Source organism: Thalassobacillus sp. C254 (assembly GCF_001310615.1).
Genome location: NZ_BAXQ01000027.1, coordinates 1 through 13,777, shown reverse-complemented (window position 1 = coordinate 13,777; position 13,777 = coordinate 1). Strand labels below are relative to the sequence as shown.

At 36.8% G+C, this 13,777-nt stretch carries 14 protein-coding genes and 2 pseudogenes; 8 read left to right on the top strand and 8 right to left on the bottom strand.

The features are described from left to right. Positions 1 to 1,403 precede the first annotated feature (1,403 nt). From JCM19033_RS18505 to xerS, 6 genes are all read left to right on the top strand, one after another. Positions 1,404 to 1,586, top strand: coding sequence for a DUF2281 domain-containing protein (locus JCM19033_RS18505; RefSeq protein ID WP_054637417.1), 183 nt, complete (start codon positions 1,404 to 1,406; stop codon positions 1,584 to 1,586). Further along, entirely contained in the window at positions 1,586 to 1,966 is a 381-nt protein-coding gene (locus JCM19033_RS18500) for a type II toxin-antitoxin system death-on-curing family toxin (protein WP_198153570.1), read from the top strand. The genes JCM19033_RS18505 and JCM19033_RS18500 overlap by 1 nt, the downstream gene beginning before the upstream one ends. A gap of 206 nt (positions 1,967 to 2,172) precedes the next feature. After that, positions 2,173 to 2,574: a Fic family protein gene (locus JCM19033_RS26530; protein ID WP_269758374.1), complete on the top strand. Its 402-nt coding sequence runs from the start codon at positions 2,173 to 2,175 to the stop codon at positions 2,572 to 2,574. Next, complete coding sequence (locus JCM19033_RS26525) at positions 2,571 to 2,891, top strand: Fic family protein (protein WP_269758373.1); 321 nt, start codon at positions 2,571 to 2,573, stop codon at positions 2,889 to 2,891. Before JCM19033_RS26530 ends, JCM19033_RS26525 begins: the two co-directional genes overlap by 4 nt. Before the next feature lie 78 nt (positions 2,892 to 2,969). Further along, positions 2,970 to 3,374 (top strand): DUF86 domain-containing protein, encoded by a 405-nt coding sequence (locus JCM19033_RS18490; RefSeq protein WP_054637415.1) that lies wholly within the window; start codon positions 2,970 to 2,972, stop codon positions 3,372 to 3,374. 121 nt (positions 3,375 to 3,495) lie between these two features. Beyond that, positions 3,496 to 4,560: a tyrosine recombinase XerS gene (gene xerS, locus JCM19033_RS18485; protein ID WP_054637414.1), complete on the top strand. Its 1,065-nt coding sequence runs from the start codon at positions 3,496 to 3,498 to the stop codon at positions 4,558 to 4,560. A gap of 662 nt (positions 4,561 to 5,222) precedes the next feature. Here xerS and JCM19033_RS18480 read toward each other — a convergent pair. The 3 genes and pseudogenes from JCM19033_RS18480 to JCM19033_RS26520 all read right to left on the bottom strand — a co-directional run bounded on the left by JCM19033_RS18480 (position 5,223) and on the right by JCM19033_RS26520 (position 7,450). Then, a complete protein-coding gene (locus JCM19033_RS18480) occupies positions 5,223 to 5,438 on the bottom strand; it encodes a hypothetical protein (RefSeq protein ID WP_054637413.1) in 216 nt (71 codons plus the stop codon). 1,288 nt (positions 5,439 to 6,726) lie between these two features. Next, a complete protein-coding gene (locus JCM19033_RS18475) occupies positions 6,727 to 6,960 on the bottom strand; it encodes a hypothetical protein (protein WP_054637412.1) in 234 nt (77 codons plus the stop codon). Positions 6,961 to 6,979: 19 nt separating this feature from the next. After that, positions 6,980 to 7,450, bottom strand: a pseudogene (locus tag JCM19033_RS26520) (Ger(x)C family spore germination C-terminal domain-containing protein). Here JCM19033_RS26520 and JCM19033_RS23760 point away from each other — a divergent pair. Beyond that, positions 7,347 to 7,577 (top strand): hypothetical protein, encoded by a 231-nt coding sequence (locus tag JCM19033_RS23760; protein WP_157049964.1) that lies wholly within the window; start codon positions 7,347 to 7,349, stop codon positions 7,575 to 7,577. The pseudogene JCM19033_RS26520 and the gene JCM19033_RS23760 overlap by 104 nt on opposite strands. A gap of 205 nt (positions 7,578 to 7,782) precedes the next feature. On the opposite strand, the gene JCM19033_RS18465 is transcribed toward JCM19033_RS23760, so the two are convergent. From JCM19033_RS18465 to JCM19033_RS26920, 4 genes and pseudogenes are all read right to left on the bottom strand, one after another. Next, positions 7,783 to 8,133 (bottom strand): hypothetical protein, encoded by a 351-nt coding sequence (locus JCM19033_RS18465; RefSeq protein ID WP_054637410.1) that lies wholly within the window; start codon positions 8,131 to 8,133, stop codon positions 7,783 to 7,785. Then, positions 8,130 to 9,197 (bottom strand): endospore germination permease, encoded by a 1,068-nt coding sequence (locus JCM19033_RS18460; RefSeq protein ID WP_054637409.1) that lies wholly within the window; start codon positions 9,195 to 9,197, stop codon positions 8,130 to 8,132. Before JCM19033_RS18460 ends, JCM19033_RS18465 begins: the two co-directional genes overlap by 4 nt. A gap of 13 nt (positions 9,198 to 9,210) precedes the next feature. Further along, entirely contained in the window at positions 9,211 to 10,053 is an 843-nt protein-coding gene (locus JCM19033_RS26515; protein ID WP_269758372.1) for a spore germination protein, read from the bottom strand. Beyond that, positions 10,046 to 10,710: pseudogene (locus tag JCM19033_RS26920) on the bottom strand (spore germination protein). The gene JCM19033_RS26515 and the pseudogene JCM19033_RS26920 overlap by 8 nt, the downstream one beginning before the upstream one ends. Before the next feature lie 981 nt (positions 10,711 to 11,691). On the opposite strand from JCM19033_RS26920, the gene JCM19033_RS18450 reads away from it, so the two are divergent. Next, complete coding sequence (locus JCM19033_RS18450; protein WP_054637408.1) at positions 11,692 to 12,165, top strand: response regulator transcription factor; 474 nt, start codon at positions 11,692 to 11,694, stop codon at positions 12,163 to 12,165. Between the two features lie 1,005 nt (positions 12,166 to 13,170). Here the strand turns inward: JCM19033_RS18450 and JCM19033_RS24480 are convergent. Continuing rightward, positions 13,171 to 13,317, bottom strand: coding sequence for a hypothetical protein (locus JCM19033_RS24480; protein ID WP_198153568.1), 147 nt, complete (start codon positions 13,315 to 13,317; stop codon positions 13,171 to 13,173). Between the last annotated feature and the right edge of the window lie 460 nt (positions 13,318 to 13,777).

Sequence of the window (13,777 nt, the reverse complement as noted above, 5' to 3'; positions counted from 1 at the left end):
AAAATAAGCTTTCTTAGAATTAACATAATTAAATTTAGTGTATTCATGGTTCAATACATTTTCTGTTACATGTTGTAGGAAAGAACGCTTTTATCACAGACTATATACCACCGATTTTTATTAGGCTGTGCATACGTTTATGATTAAAGCTCTGTCCTTCAGGTTTATATTTAACGTCATTCGGCGATAGCCATAGATGTCATACACTTTTTATTTTTAATCGAATGCATTTTATTACTTGAAGGTACAAAAACCCTTTTATTTAATTTTTACATAAAATACCTATCTCAATTAGAAATTTTTTGTATGATACGTTTGCGAAAAGAAGGATTATTAGGAGAAAATAAACAATGCATGGTAACGCCTCGCTTAATTGAGCTATCTTCGTTAATAAGATCTTCCAGCTTGTCATTATTTCTACGCACCCTCTTCTGCACATACGTGCAAATACAGATTTTTTGTGCGACGATTACTCGTATTATATTGATGTTCATACAAAATGTCAAACTTAAATAAAAAATGCAAAAAAACAAAACCTCTATATTGGGCGGCAACCAGAAGCAGATGGATTCTCCATTGCTGACTTAAAGTAAAGAACTAGGGTGGTAAATTCGTCTTCACTTTGACCAATCTCTATCCATGACATGTTATGTCCCATAGCTTTTTCAAATTTTAAGACAAAACCAACTTTGTTTAACCAGAAGTCTTTAGTATCCTGGTCTTGATCATTTTAATCATACCTACTTAAAGACTAGATGTTTAGTGTCCTCTTCCATTGGTTCGTTTTCTACGCATCTTCCTGCGTTGATAATAGAACTATCATACAGGTTCAGTATGGCACTAAATAAGCTTTCTTGGAATTACCATATTTAATTTTAGTGTATTCATGGTTTCAATACATTTTCTGTTACATGTTTTCGGAAAGAACGCTTTTTTAATCACAGAAGTGGGGAAGGAGATGATATTAATATCTTTGCGTGAAATAATAATTTTACGAAAATATATTAATATATGATATAGTAAAAAGAGTATCGCACGGATAATCATTGGCTCCACGCGATACTCTCTTACGTTGAATATAACGCGTACGTTAGTCTAAGGCGCAACGAGTTATAGTTATATTCTAATGATTGGTGATAGATTTTCAAGCTTTAGGTTTATCGCCGTGATTGGCTGCTTAACATGCCAATCATAAGTCGTAATGCGCATAGAAACACATCTCTCATTTGTGTAACTAACATGGTTGCTTCAAGGCTGATTCCATGGAGTAAGAATTGAATAGCAAATTAAGCTTACCTAGTATGTTTTAGGTGGGAAATTTTCAATTTTATTTCACACAGGAGATTATTTGGTATTAAGTGTAAATAACCGGTATAATAAAGGTAAAAAAATTGAGGTGGATCATGAGTATTGAAAAGCGATTTTTAAGTAAGTTCCAAAACCTCTCTTCAGACAGGCAACAAGAAGTCCTCGACTTTATAGAATTTTTACAGCAAAAAGAGAAAAAAAATGAGGAAAACCTATACTCTCTTATGGATGAAATTATAGAAGATAACCGAGAAGCTCTTGAGGAACTTTCCAAATAATGAAGATGATAAATACTGATCACGTTATCGTTTTTTACAAAAAGATCGTAGAGGAAACCGGTGGCTCTGTTGGAATCAAAGACCGTGCGCTTATTGAAAGTGCTTTGAATCGGGCATACGCTACGTTTGATGGGCAGGATCTATATCCTACTATAATAGATAAAATCTCTGCTATTACGTTTGGTATAATAAGTAATCATGCTTTTGTGGATGGTAATAAAAGGATTGGTGTTTCGGTCATGCTCCTACTTTTAAAAATAAATAACATTTCTATTCAGTATACCCAAGAAGAGCTTGTTCACCTTGGATTAGAGGTTGCCAGTGGAAAGTTAGAGATAGACAATATAAAAAAGTGGATTCTTACTCACCAGGTGAAATAAGTGGTGAGTTTTTATTTATCTCATTACCAAAGAAGAAAGTAGAAAACTTGGAGATGCCGAAAATACTTGTTACTCAAGTCTCCACTCAATACTCTATATAGTCACTGTGCAGAGAAGTTTATTTTTCAAGTGAATAGGAAACCGTGTTCACTTCTGAAAAATGCAAATAAGTAGGTGAAAAGGATCTGAGACTAAGAATCACAGAATTGAAAAAAGACTTAGACCGTCTAAAACCACTTCCCTCAGCGGCTGCTAAAAATCTTAAAGAGTACTATCGGGTGGAATGGACCTATCATTCTAATGCTTTAGAAGGAAACACGTTATCATTAATAGAGACAAAAATTGTATTTGAGGGTGGTTTAGCCATTGGTGGGAAACGATTAATTGAACATTTTGAAGTCATTAACCATTCTGAGGCTATTTGTTATATAGAACAACAGGTGCAAAATAAAGTAACTTTAAATGAGGGCACTGTGAAAATGATACACTACTTGATCCTGAAGAATATAAATGATGAAAATGCAGGAAGATATCGGTCAATAAATGTTAGAATTACCGGTATAGTAAGCACTACCCTCCCCACTTTCTCCAACTCAATAATGAAATGACAGACCTGTTAAAGTGGTATGATAAAGAAAGAAGCACCTTGCACCCGGTAGAGTTAGCTACGTTATTTCATTTTAAGTTTGTTTGTATGCATCCATTTTCAGACGGAAATGGTAGGACTGCCAGGTTATTAATGAACTTGATTCTAATGAAGGAGGGTTACCCTCCAGCTATAGTGCAAGCGGAAGAAAATCAGCGTGAAGAATATTACAATACCTTAGAAGAGGCAAGCGTTAATCATAACCTAAAACCTTTTAAAAAACTCATATCAACAAGTGTGGAAGAAAGTCTGAGGAACTATATAAGTACCGTCTCATAAGGTTCTTTTTTGCCTAAACAAAGATAAGGGTCGGTGTTCTTAGGATGCCATATTTTAAAGATTGAAAGTGAGATTATCATGAATAATATCATCGTCTTAAATAACATCAAAAAAATACAAAACTGTCTTTCACGTGTAGATGAGGAATATAACAACACATTTTCAAATTTAAAGAATCTTACAAAGCAGGATGCCGTTATCATTAATCTTCAAAGAGCTTGTGAGGCTTGTATTTCAATAGCCATGCACATTATAACAAAAGAGAAATTAGGTCTTCCAAAAACCAGAGTTGAAGCCTTTACTTTATTAGAGAATTCAGGTGTTCTCTCCTCTACCCTAGCTAGTAAAATGAGGGAACTAGTTGAATATTGTGATATGGTGAGCAAGGATGATAGAAACGTAGACCTCGACAAGTTAAAAGGTTTATTGGAAAAAGAATTACCCGAGTTTAAAAAATACATTAGAGTGATAATGAATTACTAAATTATTGTTTCCTCCCAATTATTTTAGTCACTATAATATAATTATGTTAATTAGAACATGTGTTCGTTAAAATTGAATTTCACGCAAATATCGACATTATTCGACAAAGGTGGTGAGCAGCATGGTTAGTCGTGAAACAACCGTTCATTTACGTAAACTGCAAGACTTAAAACAACATCTTCCCTGGTATGTTGTTGAGTATCTGGAAGTGAAACAACGAAAAAGGATGTCTCCCTCTACCCTATCCCAGTATGCCAGGGACTACATAAGTTTTTTTACATGGATCGTAAAGCAGGAAATCAGTCCAGAAAAGACTCCCTCCTCTGTTCCTGTAGAAGTGTTAGCGGACCTTAGAAAAACAGATGCGGAGGCTTATGTCGCTTCTCTTCAGGCTGATCGCGGCCTCTCTGATGATACTGTAAACAGAAACATCTCTTCGTTAAAGTCACTATTTAAGTACCTTACTACTCAGACGGAGGATGCCCAGGGAGAAAGTTATTTTTATCGGAATGTTTTTGCTAAGATTGAGCTAATTCGAAATACAGAGGATGATTCGCAAAAGGCAGCCCATGTTGCGAGTCAAATTTTTCAGGGAAATACTGATAAAGAATTTTTACAGTTCATGGTTGAGGAATATCCCACAACCTTGAGCTCTCGTGCGTTGGCTCACTACAAACGTAACATTACCAGAGATGTAGCCATCGTAAGTTTGTTCCTTGGTTCTGGAGTTCGGGTGTCTGAATTAGTGCAGCTTACCTTGGATGATATCAACTTTAAGCAACAGACCTTAACTGTGTTGCGAAAAGGTAACAAAAAGTCAGTGATCCTTGCCACAAAATCTTCTTTAGAAGACGTGAAGGAATACCTAAAGGTGCGTAAGGAGTTAAATATTCCCGACAGTCAAAAGCATGTATTTGTGTCTAAGTACGGGAAAACATGGTCTCCCCTCTCTGTCCGGTCCGTGCAGCATATTGTCGGCAAATACACCCAGCAGTTTGTGATGAAAATGTCTCCTCATAAGTTTCGGCATACCTTTGCTACGAAGCACTGGCTAGCAAATAAAGATCAAATTTCTTTAATGCGACAGCTGGGGCATAATTCGATTCAAACCACAACCATTTATACTAATATGGATATGAGAGATATGGAAAAACAGATGGAAGCCATGGATGAATACGAAGCATAGCAAGAGTTTTAAGCCAAGGACTTACGATGTCCTTGGCTAAAGATTTGTATATCTAACTTGGCAAAATACAGTAGATGATATCGGCTTTAAACAAACGTTTTCAGCGGTAACACCATGCTCTACTGCCATTATCACTATCATAGCTGGATCAATTTCAGGTTTTTAGCCGCCAGTGATCCCGGCTATTTTCATTGCCAGTTCTTCTCCCTACCTATACTTCCCGGTGGTTTTGTAAGCAAATTTAGCTTCCCAGTTTCCCAAAGACGTTGCAGCAGTTCTTCGACCACATTGGCGGGCTCGCGTTATTAAATGAGACCTATACTTACTTTCAAAGCGCCCTTTGTATTAAGAGAGTTTGTTTGCCGTCTTTTCAAGTAGAAACCTAAGTTCATGCTTGCGGGGTAAGGTTCCTCAGGAAATACTGGTTCTTACTAAGGTACATTAACGGACGTCCGTATTTTGCAGAGAATCTGAAATTACCTCGCCCTCGTTATAACTTTGATGGGATAAATAGAGTATGAGTAATAAACTCACTTTATAAATACATAGTTCATTTTTTTATTTCCTGATATTGTTCTACCTATGGAGATAAAGGGATTCCTTTGTATGGAAACCCAAACTATTTGCTTATTTTACTAAATGGATGTCATCTTCCCATCCATCTACCACGATGGTTTCCCCATGAATATAATTAGAAGCTCTCGCTTTAAGAAATACCACAGCACCTGTAATATCCTCTGGATTTTCCTATCTGCGGGTATCCTATTTAGAATTTCCTTGCTTCTTTGTTCATCTTCAATCAAAGCCTGGTTTATATCAGTCGCCATATAAACCAGGACGACAGCATTCACGTATACTCCTTCTTTTCGCCCATTCATTTGCCCGTAATTTTGTAAATTGTGCAACTGCTCCTTTACTCGCTGCGTAGGCTGGGACAGTAAAACCTACTTGAAAGGAAGGGACGCTAAATTAACAATCTTTCCTTCCTTTCTCTCAAGCATTTTATTTCAAATGCCTGGCAGAAAAAAACACGGCCTTCGCATTAATATGTTGCACAAAATCCTAGTCCTTCTCAGCAAATTGAATCAAAGGCGAACGGTGTTGATTGTCAGTAAGTACACCCAGCAGTTTTTGATAAAACTCAGACTGATTAATTATTAAAAGTTAAATGCCTTGGGGTATTGATGTATGAATAAGGGGAAAATAGGAAAACATAAAGAAAGTCACGTATTTTTGAATTACCCCCGGTGTATTATTGGCGTTCAAGAGGCACTCTAAAACTACTTAGGTTTTGGAATGCCTTTTGTATTGAGGTATTTTAGCACACTTGTAAATCAACCCCTTCTACAAAAAGTTTATTTAATGGAATTTGTACCTTTAATATGATTCTGCAGTGTGAACGAAAATACAAAAGCGGAATATGTATATCCTAAAATGGAAAAATAAATTTGACAAATTAAGACATGGAAGGATAAAAATGTTGAGGAAACAGACTAAAGCTGCGCGTGAAAAACAAAAAAATGAAGTCATGGACAAACTTTTCGAACGTCCTTTAATTCATCGAGAAATTCATGGGAATAAAGTGTTTGTCCCCTTAGACGTGAAGAGATTATGGAAGGGGTAAATACTATAGTCTCCTTATTTTGTATTAAAGATATAATTTAATAGGTAGGTGTCGTTCATCCTTCTAACGTGTTGTTAGAAGGATGTTTATTTAGTTGCCAAAAGTTTTTTATAATTTCCTCAACCTTGAATAAGTGCTTCATTTGACACAATAGCTTGTTTGCTCTTTCATGAGCATGGATTCCCATTTAATTATAGAATAAATTAGTTTACTTATAAATTATGCACTATGTAGAGGATGCTATCGGAAAGAAACTAAAAGTACAAAATACCTTTCCTCAGAGGTTGTAGGTTGAATGATATATCTTTCTCATTTTTCTAGACTATTTAAATGGTTGATGTATCCAAAGCAAATGGGATGGTCATCTATTTTTTGTAATATAGTCATACGATTCTCCCTCTCTAAGAGGCTTTGGAATGATCTAAGTGGTAAAAATATTCTTCCTTTAAACTCTCCCCTTTTCTTAAAATTTATTCAATAAGCGAAGAGTTTTAACCTTATAAAAAGTAGTAGTAAACTAAGGAGTAGAGAACGCTCAGCTGTTACCAGTGAAGCCATTTAATAAACAAACCTAAAGTCTGGCTTATAACCTGAGTTGGTCCATAATTTGTAAGATCCTTAATGAAGATAAGAAGTACCCCTACTGAAAAAGCGATTCCTACTAAGATTCCAAAGCTTATTTTTTCTTTTTTTTCATTCTCATCTATTTTTGGCCATTCATAAGCAATCATTAAAAAGACTACGAACCCTAACAACATGACTTTTCCGTATTCCATGGTAATTCACTCTTTTCCTTTAGTGGTGAGGTCTGGTAGATAAGCCAGGACGCTGAATGACAGAGTTAACGTTTATGTTCACTTGTACTTCCTTCATTTTTGAATTCCAATCATCTTGATATTGACTGGTCTCAGTAGGGTATTTTCGATAAAACGTGTCTCAGAATCCTAAAGCATCAATACCTATCTCTTCTTGTGCTTTATTTAGAGTCTGTTCAATCGCTTCTTTAATTTCTGTTTCTAATTGTACTTCTAACATGCTTATGACTTCTGGATCTTTTAGGTCAAGTGAACTGCCGTTTTGAATGATATCGTCCTCACTTTCTACGTCAATGGTTATGGCCCATTTCCCCCCCATCAATTGACGGCCTTAAACGAGTAAAAGAATGAATGACCTCCATGGACACGGTGCCGCCTTCTGTGGTTGGGGTGTTAATGATTGCAGTGTCTATATCCCTCTTATCCACATTAACCCTCTCGTCTCATACATCGTTAATTCACCTTTCCATTGGTCACCTTTAAAGACGGCACTGCCATCAATTGTTAACTCCGTTGGCCCGTTGGAGGCATTTGTAGGATTGGATGAAATGTCTATTAAAGGAATGACTACTTCTTGAAATGAATTTTCAAACGATTGTAAGATGTTATTCAGATAAATGACGGGTCCTATTTGATGGAGGGCTAACTCTTCAATAGTTTCTGCTGTGCTTTCTTCCAGATGACCTCTGACCCCTAAAATTTCCTTAGGATCTCGTCTAGTAGAAAATACTAAATTTCGTAAGCGGGCTTGTGGATGCTGAACAAAGTATTCCAGTGAATCCCCTATCCCTGTTTCGCTAGTTCCTCGCCAATCACAATGATATCACTTTGCCCCCAAAATAATTCCCGGGAAACTTTCTGTTGCATTTTGGAAACGGCATCAGCAACTGTCTCTCCTGTAGCGGACTCGATGTAAGTACCTATGCCTCCCCCTTGATCTCCACCCATCAGCTCAGTACTTCCTTGTGGGGAAGGTAAACTGATTTCAGCAGAAACCTCTACGTTGCCGTTTTCAACCACATTTATCCCAGTAGCTAAAATTAATGCCATGTCATTTACCTCTAAACGATCCCAACAACCGGTTTGTAAAAAGGCTAATAACAAGAGAAAAGTCATGACACTCTTTTGTTTCATTGGGTTGACCGCCTTTCTTTTTTTCGAAACAAAGCAATCAAGCAAAGAAAGCTGGGTAGGATGGTTTGAACCAATGTAAGATAGAGAGCCCCTTCTGACGCTAAAAAATCTTTTAACTCCATTAAATTACTCGCAGACCACATGGCAACATACACGAGCAAAAGGCCGAAAGGAAAAACGAGAGGCTTATAATTCGATAATCCCAGCCACTGAGCTGTCCCTACGGAGAGCACATAATAAAAGACTCCCACTTTTAAGAACGTACCAGCTACCCACACTACCATAACAAACGATTCAAGGTGTTCAAAGAATTCTCCAATTTCTATGTACCGCCCAGCACTCATCACCGGGTAAAGCAGGGTTTCTGTTAACTCTCCAAAGACTAACAGTGCTAAAAGGTTGACGAGTGTCATGGTGATCATCACAGATAAAACCGTCAACAGCCCATATTTTAAGCTTTTGTTACGCTCCTTTTTATTAATCAGAGGGAATAGAAAAGCCATGAGAAAAAATTCACTAAACCAGGCTTGAGGAGCAATAGCTCCCTCAATACTGGGACGAAGGCCATGTTCAAAGGTAGGAAGAAGGTTTTCAACCTGATATTCTCCCACGGGCAAAATAACAAGAAGCAAAATAAAGAGAACGAGTATAGGGACAAGAAAGTCAGCACATCTTCCTAATACTTCAATGCCCCTCTTATCTACGACTTCGTGCGGGGTGCGTAAGAAAAATGCCCCTATGATGAATTCCGCATACTCTCTTACAATGATGGCAGTAATATGCAAATAAAATAACAGAAAAAGAAGTCCAATCAGTTTTCCAAAAAATTTCCCGGTAATTTTTTCACTATACTGAATAAACGTATCTTCAGGATATCTTGTGTGTAGAAAATAGGCGATCAGCACAGTTATAACCCCAATGAGAGATCCCCAAAAAGGAGAAAGCCACATATCTCGACCTGCAGACTGGGCAGTGATTGCAGGTACCAGTAAAGTTGCGGTTGCAAGTATAGCAGGATACATTAAAAATGCCATTTGTAAGGCTGAAATTCTTCCTTTTTCCATTCCATCTTCCCCCTTAGTCTCCCCCTTTTTCTGGGCCTGGTTTCAGGTGCTTTGCGATCCTGTGATCATCATCTTCTCCAATCACATTGGGTCTGGTGCTCATGGCCCAACTGGGGGCTCGGTAAAAGACATCTTTTAATGAATTAAATTGAAAAGGTGCCCAAGGAGATAAGTACGGAACGCCAAACGAACGTAAGGTACACAAATGGACCAGAATAGCTAAAACACCAAGGATCACCCCTAATAACCCTAGTGCACCTGCTAGTAAAACCATGGGAAAACGAAGCATTCTGATCGGGAAGGCAAAGTTATACCTGGGTAAAGCAAACGAAGCGATGCCGGTGATCGCCACCACCATTACCATTGGAGAGGAAACGATCCCTGCTGACACAGCAGCTTCTCCTATGACAAGTGCTCCAACAATACTAACCGCAGCACCCACTTGTTTTGGGAGACGCAACCCCGCTTCTCTCAGTACTTCAAACATTATTTCCATGATAAATGCTTCAATAAGTGCAGGAAAAGGGATTAATACATATATTGACGGCAATAATAAAGCAATAACAAGAAAAAAATACCGTAGCCATCTTAGTAATGTACTTGCCATGAATCGTTGATAGTAATCCTCGGGAGATTGGAGCAATGAGTAAAAGGAAACAGGAGCAATGAGCGCAGAAGGAGAACCGTCTACCAATACGCAGACATGGCCTTCTAAAAGATAGGAAGCGACAACATCAGGACGTTCCGTATTTAAGATTTGTGGAAATGGCGAAAGGGGGTTATCCTCAATGAATTCTTCAATCATTCCGCTTTCTATTGTTCCATCAACGTCTATCCGTTGTAATCGGTTATTCATTTTTTATGATTGTTTTGTCGGCTATTCCTTCAGTATAGAGGAGGGCGACATCAGTGTGCGTGTATCGACCTAAGGATAAATACTGGATTTTACATTTTGGGCTTCTCATCCTCCTTCTAATGAGAGATACATTTACTCTAATTGCTTCCGTAAACCCTTCTCTTGGTCCTTTAATGACTTGCTCGGCTTCAGGTTCAGTAACAGACCTTTGTTCCCAATGGTCAATCCCTAGGGAAACAGCCGTCACAAAGCCGTGTATGAGGAGAACGGGTTGTCCGGCTGAAATAAATTTATTTACGCCTCTAGAGTGCTCACTTTGTTAATTTCCGAGATATTCAGAGATTCTTCTATAAAGGATTCTATGTCTTGTGTCATTGGTTCTTTTTTTGGCATAAGAGGTTGGAGCACATTTTCATTAATTTCATATACACTTGCTAATCCTTCAATGTAAATAACTAAAGCTTCGGTTTGCCCACCAATTGTAAAAGAACGAAAGATGACATCAGCACAGTTATTGTAAATCTTTTTTAATTTATATTTGTTTTCAGCAAGATTTCGGGAAAGGGAAGTTGTCTCAAGGTCTTCATTTAGGTCATGCACTCTATTTAGAAGGTGAATGTTCTTGTTTGTTGTAAACTTCCTGCTTTTTCCCCTCATTGACTTCCCCCCTTTTTTACGATTAGTTTGTTGGATCCCTTGTATATTATTCCTGCAACTTTTAAAAAAGGAAAAAAAGGATTAACAAAATGTTTGCAATCTTATACTAATCCATTGGCCATATTTTGAGGAAGGTAGATTTTACTTTATCCAGATATTGGTGAAGACTAGTGGAAGAAACTTCAAGGGGAATTCTTGCATATTGACTATGTAAGTAGTCAATCAGTAATAGATATACTTACCATACACAAGTAGAAAAAATGATGGGCTATTTACGCTTAAAGAATGGATTTTAATGAAAGTTCTGGTGTATTTTTGAGAAGAAGTCTATCGTAAAAATACAGTATAAAGCACGATCCCTCCGATAAGGACAAACCATATCAGTAATAGCCCCATAGCAACCTTTCGTAACTGCAATTCGACAACCTCCTTACGTAGCTACTCCCAAGTTAGCTTCTTCTTTTGTCTCTTATTCTAGGCTTTTTATCCTTTATATCCAGACTTTTTAAACAAAACAACAATAAATACCTACATATTTTTCGACTTTTTTTTCAGTATAATGAAATCATAATCAGAAAAAATAAATTTTTAGCGTTTATTGAAAATTATGATACATGTTCTATATATTGATAATGAAAGAACATTACATAGAGTAATGTTCTAAGAAGTATGTACAAATATACTTATGTAACGGTATCCGAGTTGGATGATGATAGGGCTAAAAAAGCTTGATTTATATTAAATAATAGGTATAGAGAGTTGAATTAGTATGTATAACAAGAGGTTGATTTTATTTAATAAGAGAGATCTGCAATATTATAAAAAGGAGTTTATTTCGAACCATATTACACTGAGCGAAAATGATAACCAAGTTGTCTTAGAAGAGAATAACGGAGCGATTATCATTTTAGCCTCCTATCATACTACCATTTATGTACGTTACTTAATAGATTTCCTTTAGAAGGTAAAACTCATATCAGTGTGGTTTTATCTACGTCAAACATAAATTGGATAAGAAATTTACTAAAGGAAAACATTAATCACATTTATAGTAACGAGTATTTAGCAAGCTCTTTTTACTCTTTGTATCATAGATCCGTCACCTTTCATGCCTATGTAGACCCATGTTTTCAAAATTACTTGCTCCAAATAATTAGAAAGCCGGAGAGTTTTCCCCTTGTCTCTGAAAAGCATGATGTACTAGATGACGACATTTATTTACTGAAAATTCAAGAAAAAGAACTAGGAAAAGTTCTTACTAATGCACAATCGATCATCTTTCGTGAATTATTAGAGGGAAAGTCTAACAAACAAATTGCTAATGATGTTTTTTTAGCTTTACCGACTGTAAACGCTCACGTTTCCCGTATTTTGAAAATTTTATCAGCTAGAAATAAATGTCACCTTTATAAAAGGGCATTAGAAAAGAGAATTATCGTTAAAACCCTAAAGTAACTAATTCCCTTCCAGTTAACAAAGGACTAAAATCCCTTTCTGTTTTAGTGATTTCACGCTCTGAATAGATTATATTTTTGAATTGCCCCTCAATGTTAGAGACATCTAACAATTGGAGGTTTTTTATTAAGAAAAGCTCAAAATAAAACTGCTTTCACATAGTATGGTCTAAACTTTGGAGGTTCAAAAAGAAGTAGATAAAAACATAGAAATATAAGAGACAAAGAAATCTCTTTATTACAATTTTGGTTTAACTGTAGTTCCTTTCTCCTTCCTCGCTTTCAATAACCATCTTTCCATGATGGTCTTCTATGGTCTTATAAGATACCATTCAACCTAACCCAGTTACTTTTTCTTAAAGAATAAAACGGTTCCCCAATATTTTATATTCTTTCAGGTTCACTTCCTACTCCTTGATCAATGATCTCAATCAGCTATTGAGATGCAACTCTTTGGTTTTAATCTCTAAAACGCCACCTGCTGTCATGGCTTCCATTGCATTGTTTATAATGTTGTAACTGCTAGACTAAGTTGAACAGTTACTGCTTGATTGATTTGAGCGCTTTCCCCTACTACATACCTCTAGTCTGTACAAAGAAAATGTGTGACTGGCGGAGGGGAATGAAGGTGGAGAAATCACCAAGCGTCTAGTACAGGTAGCAGAAAGCGGTTAGGCGGCAACCAGCTTCACTAAGTTAGATAGTAAAAAAAGGGCAGCCCATACATTGGTCTGCCCTTACAAAGTTATTTTTCAACATTGTTTGTAGTCTTGTAATCGTATTTTACTTTTTCAGCGTGGATCTCGTGAATTGTTGCTTGCTGTTTCTTATGTTTTCGGCTTTGGATCCTCCCCGTTATAGTTACAACATCTTTTACTAAGCTAATCTTTCTCCGTAACTGCGCCAGCCAATGATATTTAAGTAATCAATTTTGGCATGCCCTTCTTTACGGTATAACTCCTTTCAGAAGCAATAGTATAAGGAGTAACGGCAATACTGTCTTCTCCTACATAATGAAGTCCTGGATTGGATGTTTCGCTCCCTTGGCCCAAGAACCAAACAAATAGACACAAACGTCTTCCCTACTCATATGGTTCATCACAAGAGCCTTTACTTCTTCTAGGACTTCTTTTTGAAGAGTCGTCCACCTCATTAACGATCTTTTCTTTTCTCTTATTTATACAGATTACCATCTAACCGCATACAAAGCTTGCGAGTGATGAATCGAACTAGGGGAGCTTTCTGAAAATATTAACCAACAGATAAAGACTCATAAAACTGATCCTTTCCTATATGGTGAGTATTGCTATCCTGCATGACTTCTATCTTACAAACTACTTTTTATAAGGTGATTTTAAATAATTTTCAAATCTCCCACCCTCCTATTACAACACACTATCAGCACTGCCTAGGATGGACTTTGCTTATAAAAAAATATGTTTGTCATACTTTTCGTATGCAAGGTGAATATTCTTTGGCTGGATTTATGTTTATAAACTGCTACCAAGATTAGAGAACATTTACCCTTACCTAACCCACTTTTCAAAACCGGAGAAGAGGCTGGGACAAAACAGTCTCTGAAAAGAAATAAAAGGTGTCAGTTATCGATTTTA

Bases quoted from the DNA above. Each gene is read 5' to 3' on its own strand.
- JCM19033_RS18460 (WP_054637409.1), bottom strand. From the start codon at position 9,197: ATGGAAAAAGGAAGAATTTCAGCCTTACAAATGGCATTTTTAATGTAT.
- JCM19033_RS18480 (WP_054637413.1), bottom strand. From the start codon at position 5,438: ATGAATGGGCGAAAAGAAGGAGTATACGTGAATGCTGTCGTCCTGGTT.
- JCM19033_RS18475 (WP_054637412.1), bottom strand. From the start codon at position 6,960: ATGGAATACGGAAAAGTCATGTTGTTAGGGTTCGTAGTCTTTTTAATG.
- JCM19033_RS23760 (WP_157049964.1), top strand. From the start codon at position 7,347: ATGAATGACCTCCATGGACACGGTGCCGCCTTCTGTGGTTGGGGTGTT.
- JCM19033_RS24480 (WP_198153568.1), bottom strand. From the start codon at position 13,317: ATGAGGTGGACGACTCTTCAAAAAGAAGTCCTAGAAGAAGTAAAGGCT.
- JCM19033_RS26515 (WP_269758372.1), bottom strand. From the start codon at position 10,053: ATGAATAACCGATTACAACGGATAGACGTTGATGGAACAATAGAAAGC.
- JCM19033_RS18490 (WP_054637415.1), top strand. From the start codon at position 2,970: ATGAATAATATCATCGTCTTAAATAACATCAAAAAAATACAAAACTGT.
- JCM19033_RS26525 (WP_269758373.1), top strand. From the start codon at position 2,571: ATGACAGACCTGTTAAAGTGGTATGATAAAGAAAGAAGCACCTTGCAC.
- xerS (WP_054637414.1), top strand. From the start codon at position 3,496: ATGGTTAGTCGTGAAACAACCGTTCATTTACGTAAACTGCAAGACTTA.
- JCM19033_RS18465 (WP_054637410.1), bottom strand. From the start codon at position 8,133: ATGAAACAAAAGAGTGTCATGACTTTTCTCTTGTTATTAGCCTTTTTA.
- JCM19033_RS18500 (WP_198153570.1), top strand. From the start codon at position 1,586: ATGAAGATGATAAATACTGATCACGTTATCGTTTTTTACAAAAAGATC.
- JCM19033_RS18505 (WP_054637417.1), top strand. From the start codon at position 1,404: ATGAGTATTGAAAAGCGATTTTTAAGTAAGTTCCAAAACCTCTCTTCA.